The organism is Curtobacterium sp. VKM Ac-1395 (assembly GCF_015350975.1).
In the GTDB taxonomy this organism is placed as follows: domain Bacteria; phylum Actinomycetota; class Actinomycetes; order Actinomycetales; family Microbacteriaceae; genus Curtobacterium.
The window spans coordinates 82,140-103,312 of record NZ_JADKRX010000002.1 but is presented as its reverse complement, the minus strand read 5'-3'; the positions used below and the strand labels follow the sequence as shown (position 1 = coordinate 103,312).

The window sequence follows — 21,173 nt, the reverse complement described above, 5'->3', positions numbered from 1 at the left end:
GGTGGCATCCCCATGAGCACGATCGAGCAAGCACCGACCAGAACCGGTAGCCCACCTTGAACGCACGAACCGCGCTACGCCGATATCATCGGCATATGCCGATCGTAGAAGCGCGGGGCGATCTTGCCGCGGTATCGCTGTTCCACTCTCTCGCAGACCCGACCCGTCTGCGCATCCTGCGCCGACTCCGCCAAGGGGAAGCTCGCGTGAGCGACCTCGTCGCGGAGCTCGGTCTTGCTCAATCGACCCTCTCCGAGCACGTCGCATGCCTGCGCGACTGCGCGCTCGTGGAGGGGCGGGCGCAGGGCCGGCAAGTGTTCTACAGCCTCTCCCGTCCCGAGTTGATGGACCTCCTCGAGTCCGCGGAGGCACTGCTGCAGGCCACCGGCTACCAGGTCGATCTCTGCGGCACCTACGGCTCGGACGCGAGGGCTGGCGAATGAGCACGCTCACCGAAACTGAAAGGGAGCAGCTCACCCGACGAGGGCTCCGCCTTGCGCAGTTCACCGTCGCGTACAACGTCCTCGAAGGAATCGTTGCCATCACCGCGGGGATCGCCGCGGGACTCGTGTCCGTCATCGGGTTCGGTATCGATTCCGGAATCGAATCAATCGTTGCCGTGCTGGTGGGCATCCGCCTCGCCGCGCGGCTCCGTCACGGCAAAGCGGATGAGACCAAGGAGCGACGCACGTTGAAGTTCGTCGCCGTGACGTTCTTCCTCCTCGCCGCCTACGTCGTGATCGATGGCATCCGCAGCCTGATCACCCACGAAGCCCCCGAGACCTCCCCGGTCAGCGTCGTGCTTCTCATCCTCTCGATCATCGTCATGCCGGTCCTTGCCGCACTCAAGACCCGAGTCGGAAAGAAGCTCGGCGACCCGCTCATCCTCGCCGACGCGGCAGAAACCCGAATCTGCGTCCTCCTCAGCGTCTCGACCCTCATCGGACTCATCCTCTACGCCCTCACCGGCGCAGCCTGGCTCGATCCCGTCGCAGGGTTCGTCATCGCTCTCTTCGCCATCCACGAAGGACGCGAAGCATGGGAAGGCGAACTCGTGGAACACGACGATGACGACTAGAACGAACATCGCCGAGCGACGCGGAGCGCAGTGCCCGACGTTTCCGATACAGATCCGCTAACGAGACAGTCAGACCCATTACTCTGCGCCGGCCCAATCGACCGGAGCCGGCGCGGTCGGAGCGGCACTGATGGTGGTCACAACGATCGCGATGTCATCGTGGCACTGCAGTCGGAGCTTCAAGAGCGGACAACGTGCGCCGACCGTTTACAAACCCTCCAACCTCGGCTTGCTCTGGCCCGTTGACGTACCCGCCTGCTGGCGGTCTTTGAGCGTGGCGCCCCATTTCGGTGAAGAGTTGCCCGAGTTCAAAGGGCTCCACCTCTGATCGATGCTCGACCGGAACGGCTTGATTGCCTACTTCGTCGGTGCGGTGATGAGGCCGGCGAGGGTGTCGAGGGCCCCAGAGACGAGGGAGAAGTACGCCCACGTGCCGCGCTTCTCACGGTGCAGGATCCCGGCGTCGACGAGGACCTTGAGGTGGTGCGACACGGTCGGCTGGGACAGGCCGAGCGGTTCCTGCAGGTCACAGACGCACGCCTCGGCGCCGTCGTGCGCGGCGACCATCGAGATGAGCCGGAGCCGTGCCGGGTCGGCGATCGCTTTGAGTGACTTCGCGAGGACCTCCGCGGATGCCTGGTCCATCGCCTCGGTCGTGACGGGTGAGCAGCACGCGGTGACGTCCTGAATGGGGAGCAGCTCGATCGTCATGGGCTCATCCTCCCACGGACTTCGACACGCGTCTATATTTGCATTCATCGATATCGACGTGCTTCGATGTACGCGCCGGCTCTCGGCTCCCGCTCGATCCGTGAAGGACCAGCCTGATGACTCACCTCCTCGCCGTCGGTGGCAGCGACGCCGGCATCGCCGCAGCGCTCCGCGCCCGTGAACTCGACCCGTCGACGGATGTGACGGTAGTGCTCGCGGACGAGTTCCCGAACTTCTCCATCTGCGGCATCCCGTACTGGGTCTCCGGCGACGTCGCCACGGAAGCGTCCCTCGCGCACCGCACCCGCGCCGACCTCGAAGCCGCCGGCATGACTGTGCGTTCTTCGACGTGGGCCTCCGCCGTCGACGTCGACCGGCGCCGGCTCACCGTCACCGGCCCCGCCGGCGATGAGGAAGTCGCCTACGACGAGCTGCTGATCGGCACCGGCGCCGAGCCGGTTCGCCCGGCCGGGGTCCCGTTCGGCGAGCCGGGCATCCACCTGCTGCACTCCATGACCGACGCCGAGCAGGTCGTCGCAGCCCTCGAGCTCCTGCCGGCGGGGAGCCGGGTCGCGGTCGTCGGTGCCGGGTACATCGGCCTGGAGATGACCGAGGGCCTCGTCGCCCGCGGGTTCGACACGACGCTGATCCAGCGCGGCCCGGAAGTGCTCTCCACCCTCGACTCGGAACTCGGTTCCCTCGTCACCGCCGAGGTCCGCCGCCACGGCGCAACCGTCCTGACCGGTTCCACCGTCACGGGGATCACCCCGGCAGGCGGTGGGCAGTGGCGGGTCGCCACCAGCTCCACGTCCGGTGACGCGGAGGGCACGTTCGCGCTCGTCGTGGTCTGCGTCGGCGTCCGCCCGGTCACGGACCTCGCCGTCGCCGCCGGAGCACAGCTCGGGCAGGCCGGCGCGATCGTCGTCGACGCGTCCATGCGGACCGGGGTACCGCACGTGTGGGCCGCCGGCGACTGCGTCGTGACGCACCACCGGCTTCTCGGCACCACCTGGCTGCCGCTCGGGACGACCGCGCACAAGCAGGGCCGTGTCGCCGGGGAGAACATGCTCGGCGGCTCGAAGACGTTCGCCGGTTCGGTGGGGACGCAGGTGGTGAAGGTGTTCGACCTCGTCGCCGCCCGCACCGGCCTCCGCCACCACGAAACCGAGTCACTCGACGTGTCGCCGTTGACTCGGGTGACGGTGGCGGATGACCACAAGCGGTACTACCCGGGCGCCGTCCCGCTGACGATCAGCGTCACCGGCGACCAGGCCACCGGTCGGCTCCTCGGTGCGCAGATCGTCGGGCAGCGGACCGCGGAGATCAGCAAGCGCATCGACACGTTCGCCACTGCCCTCCACGCGGAACTCACGGTGGATGACGTGATCGATCTCGACCTCAGCTACACGCCGCCGCTCGGGTCCCCGTGGGACGCCGTGCAGGTCGCCGCGCAGGGCTGGGAACGCGCCGCCGCCGCAACGAACCAGGGAGGGGTGAGCGCCTGATGGTGCTGGCTGTGGTCGCTGCGGCGATCTTCGTCGCGACGCTCGTGGTGGTGATCTGGCAGCCCAAGGGCTTCCCGATCGGCTACACCGCGCTCATCGGCGCCGTCATCGCCCTCGCCACCACCGTCGTCGGCCTTTCCGACATCCCGACCGTGGTCGGGATCGTGTGGAACGCGACGCTGACGTTCGTCGCGGTGGTGCTGATCTCGTTGATCCTCGACGAGGCCGGGTTCTTCGAGTGGGCAGCCCTCCACGTTGCCCGCTGGGGCCGCGGCAACGGCCGGCTGCTGTTCGTCCTCATCGTCGGTCTCGGCGCCGTCATCGCCGCGGTGTTCGCCAACGACGGTGCCGCGCTGATCCTCACCCCGATCGTCGTCGGGATGCTCCGAGCACTGAACATGCCGCAGAAGGCGGCGCTGGGGTTCATCCTCGCCACCGGGTTCATCGCCGACACCGGCAGCCTGCCGCTGGTGGTGTCGAACCTGGTCAACATTGTCTCGGCCGACTACTTCCACCTCGGCTTCGCCGAGTACGCCGCCGTCATGATCCCCGTCGGCATCGTCTCCGTCCTCGCCTCCCTCGGCATGCTGCTGGCCTACTTCGGCAAGAGCATCCCGAAGCGGTACGACGTCCTCGCCCTCACCAGCCCCGCCGCAGCCGTGAAGGACCGGGCGACGTTCCGCGCCGGCTGGGTCGTCCTCGCGCTACTGCTCGTCGGCTACTTCGCCGCCGACCCACTCGGCGTGCCCCTCGCAGCCGTCGCCGGCGTCGGAGCCGTCGTCATCGTCCTCGTCGCCGCCCGGCAGCCCGCGTTCCTCTTCGCCCGTGCCGAGGCCGCGCCGGTCCTCGTCACCACCGGGGGCACAGCCACCGTCAACGCTGGGGGCGGCGGGTCGGGTGCGCCGTCGGGGCGGGTGATACCGGTATGGAAGACGATCCGGGAGGCGCCGTGGCAGATTGTCCTGTTCTCGATCGGCATGTACCTCGTCGTCTACGGCCTCCAGAACCAGGGCCTCACTGACCACCTCGCGACGCTGTTCGACGTGTTCGGTGACCACGGGGTCCTCGTCACCGCGCTCGGCGTCGGGTTCACCATCGCGATCCTCGCGTCCCTGATGAACAACATGCCCACCGTCCTCATCGCCGCCCTCGCCATCGGCGGCGCCGGCGCGACCGGGCTCACGCACGAGGTGATGGTCTACGCCAACGTCATCGGCTCCGACCTCGGCCCGAAGATCACCCCCATCGGCTCCCTCGCAACGCTGCTGTGGCTGCACGTGCTGGAGAAGAAGGGCATCCACATCGGGTGGGGGCAGTACTTCCGCACCGGCATCGTCCTCACCATCCCCGTCCTCGCCGTCACCCTCGCCGCCCTCGCTGGCTGGCTCACCCTCATCCACTGAACCCGGAAAGACACACACCCATGAGTGACAAGCCCACGATCCTGTTCGTCTGCGTCCACAACGCCGGACGCTCCCAGATGGCCGCCGGCTACGCCCAGGCCCTCGGCGGCGACCGCGTCGAGGTCCTCTCCGCCGGTTCAGAGCCGAAGGACCAGATCAACCCAATCGCGATCCAGGCGATGGCCGAAGACGGCATCGACATCGCCGGCAACCAGCCGAAGATCCTCACCACCGACGCCGTCCGCGAATCCGACGCCGTCATCACCATGGGCTGCGGCGACGCGTGCCCGATCTTCCCCGGCAAGCGGTACGAGGACTGGGACCTCACCGACCCCGCCGGGCGCGGCATCGAGGACGTTCGCCCCATCCGCGACGACATCAAGCACCGCGTCCAGACGCTCCTCGCCGAGCTGCTCCCCGCCGAAGCAACCGCCTAACCGACAGGACCAGGATCATGACGCTCACCCTCACCGTCCCACCCCGGACTGACGCGGACCGCCTCACCGGACTGCCCGTCGCGATCATCGGTGCCGGCCCCGTCGGACTCGCTGCCGCCGCACACCTCCTCGAGCAGGGTCTCGACGTCGTGGTCTACGAAGCGGGCCCGACCGTTGGGACCAGCGTCCGCGCGTGGGGGCACACGCGCCTGTTCTCCCCGTGGCAGTACGTCATCGACCCCGCCGCCCAGCGGCTCCTGGAAGCCACCGGCTGGGAAGCACCCCGTGCGTCGTCGCTGCCCACCGGCCAGGACCTCATCGACACCTATCTGGCGCCCCTGGCTGCTACACCGCAGCTCGCACCGGTGATCCAGTACGGCACCCGCGTGGAGGCGGTGTCACGGCAGGGCATGGACCGCACCCGCTCCACCGGCCGCGCCGACACCCCGTTCCTGCTCCGCCTCCACACCGCCGACGGCGTCACGGACGTGACCGCGCGTGCGGTCGTCGACACCTCCGGCACCTACACGTCACCGAACCCCCTCACTGCCGCCGGGCTCGCACCTGCCGCGGATCTCGGCGACCGGGTCGTCCACGCACTTCCCGACGTCCTCGGCGCAGACCGGGCCCGGTTCGCCGGTCGTCGGGTCCTCGTCGTCGGCGCCGGCCACTCCGCGGCAAACACGCTCATCAAGCTCGCCGCGCTTGCGAAGGACACACCCGGCACCGACGTGCTCTGGGCGATTCGTAACCCGGGCACCGCCCGGCTCGGAGCGGACGCCGCCGACGGGCTCGCTGCCCGCGGCCAGCTCGGCTCCACCGTCCACGGGCTCGTCGAGTCCGGTCAGGTGCAGCAGATCGCCTCGTACGAGATCGACGACGTCCGACCCGACGGCGACCAGGTCACCGTCACCGGCCGCCGCGCCGGAGAGCCCTTTGCGGTGACCGTCGATGTGATCGTGAACGCGACCGGTTTCCGGCCCGACCTCGGCATGCTCCGCGAGATCCGGCTCGGCCTCGACGACATTGTCGAGGCACCCCGGGCCCTCGCACCGCTGATCGACCCGAACCTGCACTCCTGCGGGTCCGTGCCCCCGCACGGAGTCGCAGAGTTGGCGCACCCGGAGCCGAACTTCTTCATCGCCGGGATGAAGTCCTACGGCCGTGCACCCACGTTCCTGCTCCTCACCGGGTACGAGCAGGTCCGCTCCATCGCCGCTGAGCTCGCCGGCGACCACGCCGCCGCGCGCCTGGTCGAACTCGTCCTCCCCGAGACCGGTGTCTGCTCCACGGATCTCGGTGGATCCTCCTGCTGCACCACCCCGAGCAGCGCCGAGAGCGCGACCACCGCTGCCCCGAGCGTGGACGTGACAGCTCCGGAGCCGGCGTCGTGCTGCGCAGCCCCCGAGCCCACGTCGACCACTGACAGCAGCTCGTGCTGCGCCAACTGACGGGAACCCTCATGACGACCAAGCCGACCGTCCTGTTCATCTGCAAGCACAACGCCGGACGCTCACAACTCGGCGCCGCCCTCCTCGAAATCGCAGCCTCCGACCGATACACAGCCACCTCCGCCGGCATCAGCCCCGCCGACGAAGTGAACCCCTCGATCGCCGCGACCGTCGGTGAACTCGGCCTCGACATCACCGACCGGACACCCCGAAAGGTCACCGCGGAACTCCTCGAGGCAGCCGACATCGTCGTGCTGATGAAGCCCGGCCTGGAGCTACAAGCCACGCCGCGCGGCACGGTCCTGGAATGGTCCTTCCCCGACCCGACCTCCCGGTCACCCGAGGACGTCCGCCCTCTGCGCGACGCCGTCGCGGACCGCATCCAGCACGAGCTCCTCCAGCAGTGATCTCGGTACGGGCGGGAGCTGGACCACACCGCGCACACCGTGGCTGACCAGCCCCGGCACCCGCTCCTGCTGATCGGCTTGTCCGTGTCGCAGGTCATCTCCTGGGGAACGTTGTACTACGCCCTCCCCGCCACGAGTACCGCGATCGCCGGAGACACCGGATGGTCCGTGGTTCTCATCACCACGGCGTTCTCGGCCGGGTTGATCCTCTCCGCCGCCGCCGGGGTCCCAGTCGGGCGGCTCCTCGATCGGGCCGGACCGCGCCTGGCGATGACGGTCGGGACAGTCGTCGGCGCAGTCGGCCTCGTGGCGGTCGCCGTCGCACCCTCGTTCCCACTGTTCATCGCAGCATGGTGCGTCGTCGGTCTCGGCCAGTCCGCGACCCTGTACCAGGCGGCGTTCACGGTCATCAACACCACGTTCGGCGCCCGCCGTGGCACTGCTCTGACCGTTGTGACTCTCGCTGCCGGGCTCGCCTCGACGATCTTCGCGCCCATCGCCGTCGCCCTCACACACGGCCTCGGATGGCGCGGAAGCTTCCTGATCCTCGCGGGAATCCTGCTCGTCACCGTGGGCCCGATCCACGCCACCCTCCTTCCACGTCGGTGGCCACGCATCGACGGCGTACCTGAGGTAGGTCCGCGCGCTAATTTCTTCAGAGTCCGCCGGATCGCACGATCGCGACCGTTCCTACTCCTGCAGATCGGCGTCACCGGCCTCGCGCTCGCGCTGTACGCCCTCACCATCAACCTCGTGCCCCTCCTGACCAGCGCAGGACTTGCCGCCGCGGCCGCCGCGACCGCCTTCGGCCTCGTCGGCGTCGGACAGGTCGCCGGCCGCGCGTTCTTCGCGTTCGGACGCGGCACAACGACCCTTCCGGCGGTCACTGCGGTCGCGACAGTCGCGGTGATCGCCCTGGCCGGCTTCGCAGCAGGGGCCGGTGTTCTGCCGTCGGCCATCGGCCTGGCGATCCTCGCTGGTGCAGCCCGCGGCTCCCTCACCCTGATCCAGGCCTCAGTCGTCGTCGACCGGTGGGGCACAGCGAACACTGGACACCTCACCGGGATCTTCGCCGCCCCGGTGACCATCGCCACCGCGATCGCACCAGCAGTCGGCGCCGCCCTCCTCCAGGCGACCAACGGCGCGATCACCGCACTGCTGTGCGCGACTGTGGCGGCGATCGGCGGCATTGCGCTGCTCGTCGGAACACATCAGACCGAAATTCGAAGGTTGTGAGCCGGAGTCACAGGCATCAGTAGCACTGACACGGAGTGCAGCCTGCTCCCCAGATGCATCGAACCCAAGCCTTGAAATGACTGGCGTCGCTGGAGGCGAGAGCACGGATCACGACAGCCATCGCGTCCGGCTCGACGTGGTCGGCAGCCAACCCATGAGGCACTGAGCAGCGACAGAGCTGAGGATGCTCCAGGCGGTCGCTCAACGTACCGACGGGTTCGGCTCCCCTAACTGGTTCCGGTCGCGCGTTTAAGTAGGCGTTTCGGGAGGTGCGTGCGAAGGGCGCTGCCATGGCCGTTCGTCGGTAGTTCCGGCAACTGTTTCCCTTCCCTGACCTCATCGGCGGCATACGATGAGGCATGGCTGAGACTAAGGGAACGCGCGGCACGCAGCGGCCAGGTCTTGGCGCATACGAGCACTCCCTCACGCTGGGCGTTGCTGAACTCGTCGAGGGGCTTCGCGGGCTGCTCGGAGCGCAGCTTGTGGCCTTCATCGCATCTGCGAAAGCTACGAGCGTCGTGTCTAAATGGGCTGACGGTTCTGCGCTGCCTCCGGCGACACAGATCGATCGGCTGAGGCTGTCGTACAGGATCGCGGCAATGCTCAACGAGCGCTACTCGCCTCCCACAGTTCAAACGTGGTTCCGCGGCAAAGATCCGATTCTGGGTGACGAGGCGCCAGCCCTGTTGCTCCGTGAAAATCGGCCTGCGCTGGTGAGGGACGACCTCGTGGCCGCTGCGACCTCGTTTGTCTACGACGACTGACGGGTCTTTGGGCGGCGGGACCCAGGAGTAGGACGGCGTCGCGGAGGCGCCGGCAAGCTAATTGGCGTATCGGTCTAGTTGCGCTGGCGCCGGAGCCCGGGCGATAACTTTGGGTGCGCGTCGACCTGGATCGCGTCGACATGAAGGATGGCGACGCTATGGGCGGTGCGGTTCCCATCGAGAATCACGCTTCGGACAGTGGCTGTCTCCTGCTCGCGAGGTTGAAGGCGCAGAGTCGTGTCGAGGTAGTGGTGGTAGTGCCCGGACAGGACAAGCTTCGGCCGGACCTGGAGGACGCCGCGGTGGAACATCGCCTGGCCGGCCGAGGCGTACGCGATGTCGTCGGGCGTCCAGAACCGCCGTTGCCGTGCTACATGTCGTTGGAGGGCTCTGCTGATTGGTGCGTCGTGGCCGAGGAGCACGTCGACCGGGTCTGGGCCGAGTGCTTTGAGGTCCTCCTCGGTGATCTGCTCCTCCGGATGCCACGCTGCAACATGACCAGAAACGGACGGGTCGCGGCGGCCGCGGTTGATGCTGTTGGCGCCGCCGAGGCTTGCGACGGCTGCGCCGGCAGCGGTTGTTCCGCGCCATCCGCGTGGGAGCCAGATGATCCGCCGTGAGAGCCTCCGGTACCCCCATTCGTCGACCGGGAACAAGCGGTGCAGTGCTGGGTACCCCTCGTGGTTCCCGCCAGTGACGTACAAGAACATGTCCCGGGACTCGAGCTGCATCGTGAGCAACCGGAGCCGGTCGCGTTCGTGCCGGTTGCCAGTTGAGAGGAAGCCGAAGTCGCCAAGCACGTGAACCTGCCGGACGCCGGCACGATGAAGGTTCCGGATCGCGAGCTTCATCCACTGCAAGTCTGCGTGGGGATCACCAAGCACCCCGATGCGCTCATCAACAAGCCAGTGCCGGTCAACCATTGGACACTCGGGCGTCACACATGCGGTGGAGGCCACAACAGGTCGTCCGCTGAATCTTCGACATCGCAGTGTCGAAGCCAGGGCGTGTGTGCGGTCGACAGGGTCGCCCTCGACGAGGAACGCGTCGCGCCGCACCCAGATCCCGGCGGGCAGGGCGACGACGAAGTGCAAGAGCACACCGCCGCCCGGCGTGCGTCAGCCAAATCGGAACGCTCCCGCTTGACGAGCGAGACGAACCACGTCGTCAGCTCGCTCAGTTCGGAGCGCCGCTGCGGGGGTGAGGCCGTCGAGGCCGTCGCTTGGAGCGTTCAGCCATACGGCGTCGCCCCACGGGTCGACCTGTGCCGGATCGAGTTCCGCGAGTACCTCGCGCAGTCGAAGTAGGGGTTGGCCGGCTGTTTCGAACTGAAACGCGGGAAAGAGGCGGAAGCCGTCCGCAGTCACAACGGCGAGCAGTTCTCCCCTTCGAACATGCGCGTTGACTGCCTCGCTGCTGATCTGAAACCATTCGCGCAAGCCGGCGGCGTCATAAAACGGCCCAATCCGGTCAGAGAGCGTGTATGTGCGGGAGTCGGAGGGGACCCGCGGGGCGCCCGGGTCGCCGGGTGCCCCAGCGATGGGGTCCGTTTGGTTCCCGGCCACCGACTGGAGATCCTCGGAAGAGCGAGCTGAGGGCGCAGGCTTCCGCACGTCGCCGCGCTTGATCGCTCCCAACGGATCGACGCCCGGTTGCACGGTCGTGACCTCGTAGCCCTGATCCGGCGGCCTATCCGGATCCACGAGGTTTGCACCGGCATCGGTGAGGGCGGTGATGAAGGCAACCGCTTCGTCACCGCTCATTCGCCCCTCGGCGACCCAGCGGGCGAGTTCACGGGCATACGGGTCAATGACGGCGATTCCCTCAGCGCCGTGAGCAGCGTCCGCCAACGCCATCGCCCGGATGGCAGATGCGTCATCGGCTCTGTTCGGGCGGCTGCTATCGAGGTGGTCCCGGGTCAGCGCCATCGCTTCGGATGGACGCAGCGACTGGGACGCGATCGCATCCATCAGGGCGACCAACACCGGATCGGTGACCTGCACCCCTACCTGACGAGCAACTTCGCCGTCCCACGCCTCAGGGTTTGATGGGCTGTCCGATGGCACGCCCGTCACTCCCAACGCCGTGTCTCGAGCAGGTCGAGCAGCGGCTGCACATCCCGGCGCGCGGTGAGCCATTCGACGGGCGTCTCCGGCTGGACGCTGATGAGCGTGTCGGAGTGCGGCGTGGTCATGAAGCCGAGGATCGATGCACTGTGCAAGGCATCACCGAAGGCTGCCACCAACCACGACAGGTGGTCGGATGGTCCATAGTCGGAGCCGTGAGCAACTACGCCATCGAGGGAAGAGAAGTCCAGAACGATGTCGCTCATGCGTTGACATCCACTGTCCGGTCAGATGCTGCTCTGAAGCAGGGTTGAAGGTGCAGCTGCCCTGTCAAAGGCTAGGAGTGAGATGACCTTGACACTCGGGATTTGCCTGCTTTCCGCTCGTCTCACGACGTACCCGTTTCTACAGAACGGCGGATCAAGCTCGACCGCCTAGAAGAAGGTCGCCAAGCCCCTGCGCGGATCCCTCTAGAACGAGTAAGAGGGTCCGCACGACGGGCCATGGGCCTCCCCCGGCGATGAGATAATCACGGGGTGAGTACCTCATTGCGCCACGGCTGAGGTTTGGGTCCTCGCTCGTCATGACACGTGACACCATCGACGGCAGCGCGTCTATCGGGATGGACATGAGCACCGTCGGTAGGAACTCGGACAGCACGACGAGACTTTCCGCACGCGGATCAACGAACTGCCAGCTGGGGAGGAAAAATGCTCCTCGGAGATGGAAGCCGTAGAGCGCTCGCTCCTGCACGAGTTCAACAATCGTGTCGACGGAGTTTCCAGTCCTCGCTGCCACATCGTGCGCAGGAAGGAGCCGTACCTGTTCCATGGCGACGCGCCGAGCGAGGACAGACCGCAGATGGCGATCGGACAGGGTCGCTTCCCACGTACATTCGTCGCCCACTGCGCCGATCCATTCGAGCGCGAGCATCCGCTGGGCCGCTCGTCGTGATTCATCGGGGACGAGCTCGGCCAACGCTTCAGCCATCAGTCCGATCATGACCGTGACGTCTAGGCCAAGACCTTGGATCGATTCCTCGAGCGCGGCGGTGGCGCGCTGCCGCGCATCGGGGCCCTGGTGTAAAGGCGGGGCCGCGCCAGCCACATCATCCAACACGGTCCCGCCTCTCTGTAACTCACTCGCCTCGCCATGGTGATTATAATCACCACATGGGTCGATCTGATGCGGAGGACACGCCAGTTCGGGCTCGTGTGACTATCGAGGCGGAGTCGGCTGGGGAACTGAACGTTGGATGGCTCGACCGAGTGAGGCTGCCCCAGGCAGCTCGAGTGGACTACCGTGATGTCGGGTCTCGTGGTGACTTCGTCGTGACGCACGGGGGGAACGACATCGCGGCTGTGTGCGATCTGATTTCGGGCGAGTTCGTGGCGAGCGAACCGCTCGGCGTTGGAGACCCGTCAGCAGAACTCTTGCTTCGCCTCCTCGGCAGTCGGCTCCGGCATGTGGATCGAGCATCAGGAGCGCGACTCGGGCGCGAAGGTGCGCTTAGGCCGCTTGCGCGGCTCACTGGTGGCGCGTGGTATCCCTACGAAAGACTGCTTGGCTACTGAGTCTCGTCGCGGCGCGGCCCATGCCACAGGTTCGCGTCGAGCGCGATCTCGAGTCGCGCGAGGGTCGCGATGTCTGGCCAGGAGTCGCCGGCGAGGACTCGGAGCAGTGTGACGTGGTGGATTCCCGCCGCAGCGGCCACTGAGCGGGTGCTCCGCTCTCCGACCTGTGCTCGAAGTGTTGCAGCAAACACGCGTGCCGCTTCAGCAACCGGATCGGGCGACTTCACCTCCGGCCAGGGTTCGGGTGCGAGTTCACGCGGCGTTTTGCGGGGACTCCTGCTCACGGATTAACAGTAGAGTGCCGACGGGGACACCGAGGACATTCCGTGCGACGACACGTCGCAGCAACCTAACGGTGACGGCGCTGGCTTCGAAGCCCGAGTTCGTCTATTCACGTCCGCGGAGAGGGGGCCAGGTAGTCGGTTCGGCTCCACACAGGGCGCTGTGATGGGCCGAACGATCCCCGCCGCGCCAGCCGTCAGCGCTCGTCGGCAGTCTCGGAGCGATTGAATCGACCGCGGGCGTCGCTGATATTTGGGTGGAGGAGCCGGAACTCGTGGTTATCGAGCGCGAGCTGACGAATCACTTGCGCGTACTGCTCGGAGCGTTCCGACTCACCACGAAGCTGGGTTCTCAACTCCGATATCGTCTGCTGCAACTCGCGGACCTGTTCCTCGATCACGCGGCGCTGTGGCGCCTCGGGACCGGGCCGCTCCTTCAGTGCGAGGTTGTGTGCCTTTCTTCGCTCGTTGATGTGTGGGTAGGTGACGTTGATGCTCGTCCGCTTGAGTCCTATAGTGCGCATCACCTCCGTGGCGGTTAGCGTTCGCCCCTCTTGCGCAGCGGACGCGAACAGGGCATCTAGTGCGGCCTGAGTCGCTTCCTCCGATCGCTCAACACTCATGCCGATCCTTGGAGGGCATCAAAGAAGGCGATGAGCCGGGCAGAGTGGTCCGCAGCGCTGGCGCGAACTCGGGGAGCTCGGGACTCATCGGCGGCGACTTCGGCGAGCCCACTCGCGCGGTCTCGCCATGCAGCGATGTCCTCGGGAGTGAAAACTGCGTTGGCGCAGCGAAGCGGTTCGCAGGACAGTAGGTCGGGTGCGCTGGGCTCTTTCCGCATGCAGAGTGCCTTGGTTCGGTCGAAGACGCAGGTCACGGCCGCACCTCGATAGATGTAGGGGTCGTGGCGCTTGAGGAAACGGGTTAGCTGGGCAGGACTCTCCGGTAGCTGCCCGGCGAACCCCAGCGCAGACCCCATGCTGTCGAGTCGGCGAACAACCTCGTCTTTGGCCCGACCGACGACGCTGTGCGCGTCTTGCGCGAACTCCCCGAGCCATTCGCCGCGGGCGAGGGCCTGTTCTCCAGCCACCTCATCGGCAAAGCCAGATCGGGACTCCCCCGCATAGCCCCGGAACATCTGCAGGGACAGGTGCTTGTATTGCAGCGCGCCAGCTGCGACACCGCCGGGTCGCCGCGCAATGAACCACGCGAGCGTGCGTCTGAACTGCCGAGTCGACAGCTGCCATCGCGTTCCGTCCGCTCGCGCGATCTTCGGGCTTCCAGGTATTCCGACAGCGCGACCGTTCGCCCAGTCGACGAGTTTGTTCAGGTTCGTGTTGGTTTCCGAGCCGGACACGAGCGACTTGGTATCTGACCGGTTGTGTGATGTGCCGAAGCGTAAGGGACGGAACAGGTACTCCTCGCCCGGGTCGGCCAATCGTTCCAGAACCTCGACGGCCCGTTTGACAATGGGCGACACGATCCAGTGCGCGGCTTTGCCGTGCGGGTCGTCGTTGCCCTTGAACGTCGTGCCGTGTAGGCGGTGCACCTGGAGACGACCGGTCGAATCGCTGTCCGTGCGGATGCATCCGCGCTTGATGTGCTTCACCTCGCTGTCGCGCATTCCGCTGAAGAACGCGATCAACACATACGCTGCGGTCTGCAGCGTCCGGCAGAGGCCGGGTACCTCTCGGTAGGTAATTCGACCCGACCAAGGGACGTCGAGGAGCGTCGCGGAAGGACGCGACCGGAGGAAGGTGTCGGAGTCGACACCGTTGTCCTCCGCGAGGGCACGCACCTGGTAATCGGCGATGCGGATAGTCAGACCTGTTGGCACGCCGGCTTCTCGATCGAGTGCCCGGTAGTTCGGTCGCCCCTGCCATGCCTTCTCGTAGTGGCCCGGCAATGGTTCGCCGCTGGCGCGGTAGCGGGTCAGGAGGGCAGTCACTCTGCTGCTTGCGTCACCCCGGCCGCGCGAGATGCTCGGCCGACTGGCTTGCGCCGTGAGCAAGTTGCGGTGTTCTTCCGCGAAGCTCAGGATGTCGCCGGACAGCTCGTCGACGAGGCGGGAGCTCCACCAGATCAAAGGGTTGAGTATCTCTTCAGGTATCCGCTGGGTCTTGTTCTCTCCACGCTGCGCCTCCGGCGCGGCACGCCAGAACACCATGGCCTCAGGATCGGCTGGGAGCGGGTCCGTCAACCGGTCACGATATGTCCAGAAAAGGCGCGCACTTCGAAGATGGGAATCGCGGAGCTTGCCGAGGGCACCGAGGTAACCGACGTACTCGCCGTAGTGTCGGGGAGTGACTTCCGAGAGCCGGGTCAGCCGCTTCGAGGTCAAGAACTGAAGGAACACGAGGACGCCAGTGAAGTGCACGCGAATTGATGACGTCGCGTACGGTTTGCCGCGCGGCATCAGGTCGTCGTCGAGCAACTGCGCGAAGAGCTCCTTTGCGGCCGGACGAAACGGTGCCGGCACGCGCAAGAAATTGAGTGAGTAGACATGGGCGTGGCCGAGGCGTTCCGCTGGAGAGAGCACCCACGCGTCATCCTCGAATCGCGACGTTCCTGTCAGGTGCTCTGGAGCGACACGCGCGGCCAGGACGTGTCGGCGCGGGCTCCATGTCCGACGGTGAGATACCGCCTCCGCAGGCAAGTTGGTCAAAACATCTCCGGTTTCTCGAGAATCTTGAGAGCGGTGTGAGTCGGCATCAGAGTCGCAAAGTGTGCGATCTCCTCGGTTGTCCGGGAGGGAAGGATGTCGTTGTGTATGGCGAGCCATGCTTGACCGAACCGTGCGATCCATTGCTCGAGCGGCAGCCGTTCGAAGTGCTCGATCAGCTCGGCGGATAGGCGGAGGATAGTTGGAATGTGTTCGTCCCCAACGACCGCACACGGGCATCCGAAGCAGGCAAGCATGTCGGCATTGCATTCGACTCCAGGTTGCTCTGGGTTGCCGAGGACGTCGCGGCAGCGCATGAAGGCTGTAGTGATCGCGTCTGGTACGTCGGGCGCCTCCGGTCGTTGGGAAATGGGCGCCGTCTTTTCCGGGCTGCGCTCCGCGGTGAGGCGGGCGTCGAGGTCGAGGAGAGCGCCGTTCGTAATCGACTCCAATGCGCGGCGAGCTGTCGGGTCCGGGGCGATGTAGGACCGGTAGAGGACCTCAGGCGTGTTGGTGACGGCCGCGCGATCGAGCTGGAAGTTGTTCGCCTGAGCTCGTTCCCGATCGACGGTCGTCTTGATTCTGTTGAAGGTCAGGCGAAGCGCCGCGCCACCCTCGGTCAGGTTGTGTGATCGCGCCCAAGCGCCTAAATCCGGACCTGCAACGTTGTTCAGGCGGTTCTCCCAGACGAATCGGTGGCTGCCTCCGTTGCGCTGCAGGAAGATGCAAAGCAACTTGTCGGAGCGCGCAAGGTCGCGGCTTCGGCGGCCGAGTCTGTGGAGGAGCAGGTACATGCCGCCAGCGGTCTTCAGCTGTCTTTTTGCGCTCCCGATGTCCCAGAGCACCGTTTCGGACTCGTAGCCGCGTCGCCGTTTGATCGTCTGAGTTTCGAGAACACTCGATTCCCGTATGCGGTGTTCACCCGTCAGCTCCTTCAAAGTCTCGACGTTCCGCCCCGTTCGTATAGCGAGCAGCACCAGAAGTGGCTCGAGGTCGCGGACGGTGAGGAAGAGCATTCGCGCGAGATCGATCATCGGAACGACTGCCCTCATGTGAGCCGTTCGAAGGCGCGGTGGACGCCCGGTGTCTGCCATCTCCTCAAGCATCCGTCCGACGATGCGCTCGTGTTCCGAGAGGCCTTGACTCCGGTCCCTGAACCGTCGGAGCAGCTCCTCTCCATCGGCGATTCGCCGGGTTATAGCTTCGACATCGCGCGTGGCAGCCGCGGTGATCGAGGCAAACGTTTCGGGGTCGTAGCCCGGCTGCGGCGAGTGCCGTCGCGCCGGGATCGCGTCGCTCGCAGCCTCAAAGAGGTCACGGTCACACAGACCGAGATCGTGCAACGCTTTGGTGAGAACGCGGAGGTCGGTCATCCGCATGGCCAGGGTAGGCGAGTCCTTGAGATGCTCTCTGTAGGCCCTGATGTGCTCGGGGCCAATCCCGCCGAGCGAGACATCGTCCCCGAGCTCGGTCGAGAAGAATTGGAGGAAACCTCGGTAGGACAGCTGGCACTGGCGTGCGACGAGGCTTGAGCGCCGGCGCGTTCCAAGACCCGTCGTGGCGACGAACGCCCGAAGGAAGGGTAGATGGAGGTTCGGCGCCGCCCAACCGCGGGTCGTCAGCCAACCGGTCCTGCCATCGCCACCGTCCAGTCGCGCGCGTAGTCCGCCATCGTCCGCGGTGATTCTCGCCGGCAGCTCGTACAAGGTCGATGCGCCCACCTGTTCCGGCCTATCCAAGTCGGGTCCCGATGCTGTCAAAGCTGATCTCCCGTCCGGGTGGCGTCGCGACGAGGTCCTCGGTGTCGGGGATCAGCCGCAGTATCGTCTCGGCTTCAAGCTCAGCAAGGTTGTGGATGTACACCATGGTGGTTTCAATCCTTCGATGCCCCAGTCTTCTGCTCACCCAGTTCAGGGGGTCCCCGATCATGGCCGAAGGAGCACCTTCGCCCCGCAAGCTGTTGTAACGCCGCTGGAGCTGAGCGAGGGTAATCGTCGCCCATGAGTGCCGGAGCTTGTGGGGGTTGCACTCGATGTCGAGGCCGAGCCGTTTCACCCGCGTATTCGCGGCGATGAAGACGCCTTGCCAGGTTCGCGGGCGCATCGGCAACCCGTCGGCACGCAACCAGAGCGCTGCGGGTTCGAGGCCACGCGGAGTGACTCGGTACAGCCGCAATCGCTCGTCAGGACTCGCGTCCGTTGAGCGAACTCGCCGACCGGCAGCGCTGCGGAAGGTTCCGTCCCCATCCAAGATGAGCTTGTCCCGAACGGTGTTGTACGAAGACGTCTCTTGCGCCGACTGCACGGCGTCCGATCGATCGCTTCGGACGTACAGGTCCACGACCCGCAGCGCACGCTCCGCAATGAGAACTTCGCGCCCGGAGCGGTTCTTCGCTACCGACGTCGGGACCGCGAGTCGCGAGTACATGCTGGAGGCGTCCGGACGGGGAATCTCCGACAGGAGAAGGGACGCCTGTTCAGTGAGCCGAAACCCAACACCAAACATGAGGTCCGTGAAGGCGGCGTTTCGAGCGGTCTGCTGGCTGCGCGACGAGGGGTCACGGTGGCCGTTCGATCCGTAGCCTCTTACGCCGACGTCCCGCCACGATCGATACTCCGCGGGCGTCAGCCATGGTGCCGTCGGAAGTTTGGTCCTGCGGAGTTCCGCGGGCCGATCCGCGGTACGCAGACGCTGACCGATGCGAGGGCGCTTTGCTGGTGGGATCATGCGTATGGGCGTCTCAGCAAGGTTCCCGACCGAATGTTGGAACGCGTAGAACTGCGCGACGGCGGTCACTTCGTTGTTCCAGGTGCTCGCCGCGATCCGCGGACCATCGGGGTCTTCGTTGCGCCAATAGTTGTACGCCAGTCGATCTTCGTGTCGGACTGCTCGCCAGTTGCGCCGATCGTGTGGGAACGATCGTGCGTGCCACACGAAGTCGAGGAACCGCGCGAGATGGTGTGCGTACAACCTCAACGTTGAGGATGCAAGCAGGGTCGAACCTGACGTCCAGAACGCGTTGAGGTCAGGGTCAAACGCACCGCACGGATCCAGCACGAACGGCACATCCGCGCGCTCGTACAGAGAGCGACCGTCCGCCGGCTGCTGGAAGGGGACGGGCCACGCACCACTGCCTCTTCCATCCACGACTCGATATCGCTCCCACGTCGGCCAGGCTCGCACGACGCGATAGTAGCCCCTCACACGTCAGGTGCGACAAAAGGCACGACGACCTGGCACCGCGCCGGGAACTCGGCAGCACCGGCGGCGCGGTGCACCGTGATGCGCCCGGACTCGAGCGGCTGCCGCAGTGCGTCGAGCACGGCCCGGGGGAACTCCGGCGCCTCGTCGAGGAAGAGCACCCCGCGGGTGGCGCGGGACACGGCGCCCGGTCGGATCGTCCCGGAGCCGCCGCCGATCAGGGCGACCGCCGACGCGGAGTGGTGCGGGGCCTCCCACGGCGGCCGCGGTGTCCACGACCGGGCACCGAGTCCGGCGACCGACCGGACCGCGGCGACCTCGAGCGCGGCCTCGGAGTCGAGGTCCGGCAGCAGCCCGGGAAGCCGTTCGGCGAGCATCGTCTTGCCGGCGCCGGGCGGCCCGAGCAGCAGCGCGTGGTGCCCACCGGCTGCCGCGACGATCATCGCGTGGACCCCGACCTCGTTCCCCACGACCTCGGCGAGGTCGACCGCACGCTGAGGCCGCTCGGCCGGCAGGTCCGTGAGCACCGGCTGCACGTCGACCGGTGGCAGGAGGGCGCCGGCGTCGATGGCGGCACCACGGAGCGAGTCGACACCCTGCACCGAGACGCCGGGCACCGCCCGGGCCTCCTCCAGGTTGCCGACGGGGACGACCACCCGCTCGATGCCGGCATCGCGCGCGGCGACCGTCATCGGGATCACCCCCGGCACCGGACGGACCCGCCCGTCGAGACCGAGCTCGCCGACGTAGGCGACCCGCGCAGAGGCACGAGGCGCACTGCCGGCAGCGGCGAGGACCGCCATCGCGATCGCGAGGTCGAAGCCCGACCCGCGCTTGGGGATGGCAGCGGGCGTCAGGTTCACCGTGATCCGTCGGGTGGGCAGCGGGCACCCCGCGTTCGCCGCCGCTGACCGCACACGTTCGCGCGCTTCGCCGAGCGACGTGTCCGGTAGCCCGATGATGCTGAAGGCGGGCAGCTGGCTGGTGAGGTGGGCCTCGACCTCCACCAGCCGGCCGCTGACCCCGAGGAGCGCGACGGCCGACGCACGTCCGATGTCCGTCATGCGACCGCCTCCACGTGCTCGACCACCGATCGGTCGCCCATCACGTGCACGGCGATGGCGTCGATGCGGATCCCGCGCGCTGAGTGGTCCGGGTGTGCGGCGAACCACGCCGGCACGAGTCGGCGGAGGCGCGTGAGCTTCTGCGGCGTGACGGCTTCGAGCGGATGCCCGGTCGAGGCCCCTGCCCGGGTCTTGACCTCGACGAAGACCAGGTCGTCGGCGCAGCGCGCGACGATGTCCAGCTCCCCCCGAGCACATCGCCAGTTCCGGTCGACGATCACGTACCCGTGCCGTTCGAGCCAATCAGCGGCGATCGCTTCGCCGCGGGCTCCCAAAGTGACTGTTCGCATCCGTTGATGCTCGGGAAACGTCGACCGCGGATCTGCAATCCATGGTCATCTGTGGAGAACGACAACGATTTCGTTCCTGTGGTGGAACGAAGAAACCCGGCCGACCATTCGGTCGACCGGGTTCTCCAAGAACGTGAGGATCAGTGCGCTGCGGCGTACGCTTCCTGCACCTGCGTGGAGATGCGACCACGGCTGGAGACCTCGTACCCGTTCTCCTTGGCCCATTCCCGGACCTTTGCGAGTTCCTCGGAGTTGCCGCGCTTCGGCGCCGACTTCGGAGCGGCGGTCCCACCAGTGGTGCGACGGCCGCTCACCTTCCGCGCCGCGGCGATGTAGTCGGAGATCGCGTCGCGGAACTTGTCGACATTGTCGTTGGACAGGTCGATCTCGTACGTGGAGCCGTCGAATGCGAATTCGACGGTGCGGCCATCGCCTGCGGTGATGGGCGAGTCATCGAGGTCGTCGACGAGCTGGACGGTGACCTTCTGTGCCATTGCGTGCTCCTTGCGTGGGGGTGGAAATCCCCTCCACAGTATCCGGCGGACCGGAAATGCGCACAATTCACCCGGCGGTTCACGATGACCACGTTGGAATGCGTCTACTCGTCGAGCGCGAGTTCCTTCGGCAGTTCGAGTTCACGCGTGGTGAGTTCCTCGACGTTGACGTCCTTGAACGTCAGCACGCGGACCGACTTCACGAATCGATCGGAACGGTAGACGTCCCAGACCCACACGTCGGTCATGGTCAGTTCGAAGTAGAAGTCGTGCTCGGTGTCCCGGCGCGCGAGCTCCACCTCGTTGGCGAGGTAGAACCGGCGCTCGGTCTCGACCACGTAGCGGAACTGCGACACGACGTCGCGGTACTCACGGTAGAGAGCGAGCTCGACCTCGCGGTCGTAGTCGTCGAATTCGTCATCATCCATTGCGCCCACAGTCTACGGCGCAGACGCCACCGCGACGACGCGCACAGCGAACCATGCCCGT

At 66.5% G+C, this 21,173-nt stretch carries 22 protein-coding genes; 9 read left to right on the top strand and 13 right to left on the bottom strand.

Annotated elements, in window-relative coordinates:
* Positions 1-95: 95 nt before the first annotated feature.
* Together ITJ68_RS05180 and ITJ68_RS05175 are read left to right on the top strand one after the other, a co-directional pair.
* Positions 96-443: an ArsR/SmtB family transcription factor gene (locus ITJ68_RS05180; protein WP_194660273.1), complete on the top strand. Its 348-nt coding sequence runs from the start codon at positions 96-98 to the stop codon at positions 441-443.
* Positions 440-1,078: a cation diffusion facilitator family transporter gene (locus ITJ68_RS05175; RefSeq protein ID WP_194660272.1), complete on the top strand. Its 639-nt coding sequence runs from the start codon at positions 440-442 to the stop codon at positions 1,076-1,078. The genes ITJ68_RS05180 and ITJ68_RS05175 overlap by 4 nt, the downstream gene beginning before the upstream one ends.
* Before the next feature lie 357 nt (positions 1,079-1,435).
* Here ITJ68_RS05175 and ITJ68_RS05170 read toward each other — a convergent pair whose 3' ends face one another.
* Complete coding sequence (locus tag ITJ68_RS05170) at positions 1,436-1,789, bottom strand: ArsR/SmtB family transcription factor (protein WP_092091712.1); 354 nt, start codon at positions 1,787-1,789, stop codon at positions 1,436-1,438.
* 116 nt (positions 1,790-1,905) lie between these two features.
* Between ITJ68_RS05170 and ITJ68_RS05165 the strand changes: the two genes are divergently transcribed.
* From ITJ68_RS05165 to ITJ68_RS05135, 7 genes are all read left to right on the top strand, one after another.
* Positions 1,906-3,294, top strand: a complete 1,389-nt coding sequence (locus tag ITJ68_RS05165) for an FAD-dependent oxidoreductase (RefSeq protein WP_194660271.1) — start codon at positions 1,906-1,908, stop codon at positions 3,292-3,294.
* The gene (locus tag ITJ68_RS05160) at positions 3,294-4,697 is read left to right on the top strand and encodes an arsenic transporter (RefSeq protein WP_194660270.1); all 1,404 of its coding nucleotides are present in this window, start codon (positions 3,294-3,296) and stop codon (positions 4,695-4,697) included. Before ITJ68_RS05165 ends, ITJ68_RS05160 begins: the two co-directional genes overlap by 1 nt.
* A 20-nt stretch (positions 4,698-4,717) precedes the next feature.
* Positions 4,718-5,134: an arsenate reductase ArsC gene (locus ITJ68_RS05155; RefSeq protein ID WP_194660269.1), complete on the top strand. Its 417-nt coding sequence runs from the start codon at positions 4,718-4,720 to the stop codon at positions 5,132-5,134.
* 17 nt (positions 5,135-5,151) lie between these two features.
* Complete coding sequence (locus tag ITJ68_RS05150) at positions 5,152-6,585, top strand: FAD-dependent oxidoreductase (protein ID WP_194660268.1); 1,434 nt, start codon at positions 5,152-5,154, stop codon at positions 6,583-6,585.
* A gap of 11 nt (positions 6,586-6,596) precedes the next feature.
* Complete coding sequence (locus ITJ68_RS05145) at positions 6,597-6,992, top strand: low molecular weight phosphatase family protein (protein WP_194660267.1); 396 nt, start codon at positions 6,597-6,599, stop codon at positions 6,990-6,992.
* Positions 6,993-7,031: 39 nt separating this feature from the next.
* On the top strand, positions 7,032-8,228 hold the full coding sequence (locus ITJ68_RS05140; protein WP_194660266.1) for an MFS transporter: 1,197 nt from the start codon (positions 7,032-7,034) through the stop codon (positions 8,226-8,228).
* A gap of 359 nt (positions 8,229-8,587) precedes the next feature.
* Positions 8,588-8,992 carry a hypothetical protein gene (locus ITJ68_RS05135; RefSeq protein WP_194660265.1) on the top strand — a complete coding sequence of 135 codons (405 nt, stop codon included), beginning with the start codon at positions 8,588-8,590 and terminating at the stop codon, positions 8,990-8,992.
* A 74-nt stretch (positions 8,993-9,066) separates the two neighbouring features.
* Here ITJ68_RS05135 and ITJ68_RS05130 read toward each other — a convergent pair whose 3' ends face one another.
* The 12 genes from ITJ68_RS05130 to ITJ68_RS05075 form a co-directional block, all read right to left on the bottom strand.
* Complete coding sequence (locus tag ITJ68_RS05130; RefSeq protein WP_194660264.1) at positions 9,067-9,915, bottom strand: metallophosphoesterase; 849 nt, start codon at positions 9,913-9,915, stop codon at positions 9,067-9,069.
* Between the two features lie 195 nt (positions 9,916-10,110).
* Complete coding sequence (locus ITJ68_RS05125) at positions 10,111-10,995, bottom strand: hypothetical protein (protein WP_194660263.1); 885 nt, start codon at positions 10,993-10,995, stop codon at positions 10,111-10,113.
* A gap of 68 nt (positions 10,996-11,063) precedes the next feature.
* The gene (locus tag ITJ68_RS05120; RefSeq protein WP_194660262.1) at positions 11,064-11,324 is read right to left on the bottom strand and encodes a hypothetical protein; all 261 of its coding nucleotides are present in this window, start codon (positions 11,322-11,324) and stop codon (positions 11,064-11,066) included.
* 154 nt (positions 11,325-11,478) lie between these two features.
* Entirely contained in the window at positions 11,479-12,048 is a 570-nt protein-coding gene (locus ITJ68_RS05115; protein ID WP_194660261.1) for a hypothetical protein, read from the bottom strand.
* Positions 12,049-13,110: 1,062 nt separating this feature from the next.
* The gene (locus tag ITJ68_RS05110; RefSeq protein ID WP_194660260.1) at positions 13,111-13,536 is read right to left on the bottom strand and encodes a hypothetical protein; all 426 of its coding nucleotides are present in this window, start codon (positions 13,534-13,536) and stop codon (positions 13,111-13,113) included.
* Positions 13,533-15,452: a hypothetical protein gene (locus tag ITJ68_RS05105; RefSeq protein ID WP_194660259.1), complete on the bottom strand. Its 1,920-nt coding sequence runs from the start codon at positions 15,450-15,452 to the stop codon at positions 13,533-13,535. The genes ITJ68_RS05110 and ITJ68_RS05105 overlap by 4 nt, the downstream gene beginning before the upstream one ends.
* Before the next feature lie 122 nt (positions 15,453-15,574).
* Positions 15,575-16,948 (bottom strand): hypothetical protein, encoded by a 1,374-nt coding sequence (locus tag ITJ68_RS05100; protein WP_194660258.1) that lies wholly within the window; start codon positions 16,946-16,948, stop codon positions 15,575-15,577.
* A gap of 358 nt (positions 16,949-17,306) precedes the next feature.
* The gene (locus ITJ68_RS05095; protein ID WP_194660257.1) at positions 17,307-18,641 is read right to left on the bottom strand and encodes a tyrosine-type recombinase/integrase; all 1,335 of its coding nucleotides are present in this window, start codon (positions 18,639-18,641) and stop codon (positions 17,307-17,309) included.
* Between the two features lie 134 nt (positions 18,642-18,775).
* On the bottom strand, positions 18,776-19,840 hold the full coding sequence (locus ITJ68_RS05090; RefSeq protein WP_323743225.1) for a YifB family Mg chelatase-like AAA ATPase: 1,065 nt from the start codon (positions 19,838-19,840) through the stop codon (positions 18,776-18,778).
* A complete protein-coding gene (locus tag ITJ68_RS05085) occupies positions 19,837-20,190 on the bottom strand; it encodes a YraN family protein (protein ID WP_194660256.1) in 354 nt (117 codons plus the stop codon). Before ITJ68_RS05085 ends, ITJ68_RS05090 begins: the two co-directional genes overlap by 4 nt.
* Positions 20,191-20,330: 140 nt before the next feature.
* Positions 20,331-20,684, bottom strand: a complete 354-nt coding sequence (locus ITJ68_RS05080; protein WP_071271225.1) for a histone-like nucleoid-structuring protein Lsr2 — start codon at positions 20,682-20,684, stop codon at positions 20,331-20,333.
* Between the two features lie 104 nt (positions 20,685-20,788).
* Positions 20,789-21,112, bottom strand: coding sequence for a DUF2469 family protein (locus tag ITJ68_RS05075; RefSeq protein ID WP_194625395.1), 324 nt, complete (start codon positions 21,110-21,112; stop codon positions 20,789-20,791).
* Between the last annotated feature and the right edge of the window lie 61 nt (positions 21,113-21,173).